The following is a 2,032-nucleotide window of genomic DNA, read 5'->3' as shown; positions in this document are numbered from 1 at the left end:
CGCCGCTCAACGTTCCCGCGTGGCGCGACCACCCGTTGCGCGACCTCGTCGCCGCGCTCGTACCGGGGGCCGAGGTCGTGCTCGCCATCGACGGGCTGGCCATCACTCTCGCCGAGGCCCAGTACGGCGCCGGCCGCGGATCGGCCAACGTCATGGGCATGGTCGTCTCGACGGGCGTCGGCGGCGGCCTCGTGCTCGACGGGCGCGGCGTCTCGGGTGCGAGCGGCAACGCCGGGCACATCGGGCACGTGCAGGTGTCCGGCTTCGACGACCCGTGCGCGTGCGGGCGATCGGGATGCCTCGAAGCTGTCGCATCAGGGCCGAGTTCGGTGCGCTGGGCCCGCGCGCACGGCTGGGAGGGCTCGACGGGCGAAGAGCTCGCGGCTTCGCCCGATCCCCGGGCACGCGCCGCGATCGAGCGTTCCGCCCGAGCGGTGGGGCTCGCAATCGCCTCCGCAAGTGCGCTCGTCGACCTCGACATCGTCGCGATCGGGGGCGGGTTCTCTCGCTCCGCCTTGGACTACCTGGAACTCGTGCGCGCTGCTGCCGACGAAGGATTCGGCTTCGTGCGCGCGACCCGCATCCTCGCGGCCGGTCTCGGCGACGAGGCTCCGCTCATCGGAGCCGCCGCCCTCGTCCACGACTCACTGGCCGACGGCTGACGCAGCGCCGGCGAGCACTCAGCCGATGAGCCTCTTGTGCCACGCCATCGCCGAGACATCGGTGAGCGACGCGACCTGATCGACGACGACACGTTTGCGAGCCATGTCGTCACCCGCGGCCGCCCAGTCGCCGGCGAAGCCGACATCCAAGAGCGTCGGATCGGCGAGCAGCGCGTCGGCGAGTTCGGCCAGCACGTCTCGCTGTCGGGCGTAGAGGGGCTTGCGGGCGTTGGTCGACATGACGTTCGCCGCGACAATTCCCTTGAGCACCGCGATCTCGGCCTGGGTCTCCGTCGGCACCACGACATCCGCTCCAAAGCGGGCCAGTGTGGCCTGCGGGTACGCCTCGCGGGTGGCGCGTTCGGCATGCCCGGCGAATCGGCCGATGAGGTAGCTGGTGAGGTTCTTCAGCCGGGCGAGGTCGCGTCGGCTGCCGTCCCAGGAGTCGATCCAGTAGTCGAGGTTGTCGAGCCTGTCGAAGGCGTTCACCAAGGTGTCGTGGTCGAACTCGCCGCCGATCCAGTCGAACATCGAGTCCACGAGCGCGTCGTGGTCGACTCGCGCCCCGAGCGCACGGACGTCGAGGAACTCGCCGACGATCGCATCCTCGAAGTCATGAACGGAGTAGGCGATGTCGTCGGCGAGATCCATCACCTGCGCCTCGATGCAGCGCACCCGCTCGGGAGCTCCCGCCCGCATCCACTCGAAGACGGCGACGTCATCCGCGTAGAAGCCGAACTTGTTGCGCCCCGTCGGATCCGCAACCCCGGCCGCCTGCGGCCACGGGTACTTGCACGACGCGTCGAGGCTCGCTCGGGTGAGGTTGAGTCCGTACGACCGGGTGTCATCGAAAACCTTCGGCTCGAGCCGGGTGATCAGCCGCAGCGTCTGCGCGTTGCCCTCGAATCCGCCGATGTCGCTCGCCCACTCCGCGAGGGCCCGCTCCCCGTTGTGACCGAACGGCGGATGCCCGAGATCGTGCGCGAGACAGGCGGTGTCGACGATGTCGGGGTCGAGCCCGAGCCGGGTGCCGAGTTCGCGGCCCACCTGAGCGACCTCAAGAGAGTGGGTGAGTCGGTTGCGGGCGAAGTCGAGTCCCGCGGTCGGGCTGAGCACCTGGGTCTTCTGCGCGAGGCGGCGCCAGCCGCTGGAGTGCAGGATGCGGGCACGATCGCGGGCGAAGTCTCCGCGGCGGCTGACGTGCTCTTCGGCAAGTCGGCGCTCGGCATCCGCCTCGGCGTATCCAGTCGGCAGAGTGCCGGCCGTGACCGGAGCCTTCGGCTCAGCCACCGCTGTTGTGCAGTTCGGCTTCGGCGACCTCGGCCCGCATGCCTTCGGCGATCTCGCGGCTGTCGAGCCAGCGGTCGGGC

The 2,032-nt window shown here is 70.2% G+C and carries 2 protein-coding genes; one reads left to right on the top strand and one right to left on the bottom strand.

Annotated elements, in window-relative coordinates; genetic code table 11:
* The coding region (locus RMO30_RS09385) for an ROK family protein (RefSeq protein WP_309712422.1) at window positions 1-662 on the top strand (662 nt) is incomplete at its 5' end.
* Window positions 663-680: 18 nt separating this feature from the next.
* On the opposite strand, the gene RMO30_RS09380 is transcribed toward RMO30_RS09385, so the two are convergent.
* Window positions 681-1,952 carry a deoxyguanosinetriphosphate triphosphohydrolase gene (locus RMO30_RS09380; protein WP_309712420.1) on the bottom strand — a complete coding sequence of 424 codons (1,272 nt, stop codon included), beginning with the start codon at window positions 1,950-1,952 and terminating at the stop codon, window positions 681-683.
* Window positions 1,953-2,032: the final 80 nt, after the last annotated feature.

It is taken from the genome of Pseudolysinimonas sp., assembly GCF_031389465.1.
Classification (GTDB): Bacteria; Actinomycetota; Actinomycetes; order Actinomycetales; family Microbacteriaceae; genus Pseudolysinimonas_A.
The sequence above is the reverse complement of the archived record's forward strand: the minus strand, read 5'-3'. Positions and strand labels throughout refer to the sequence as shown.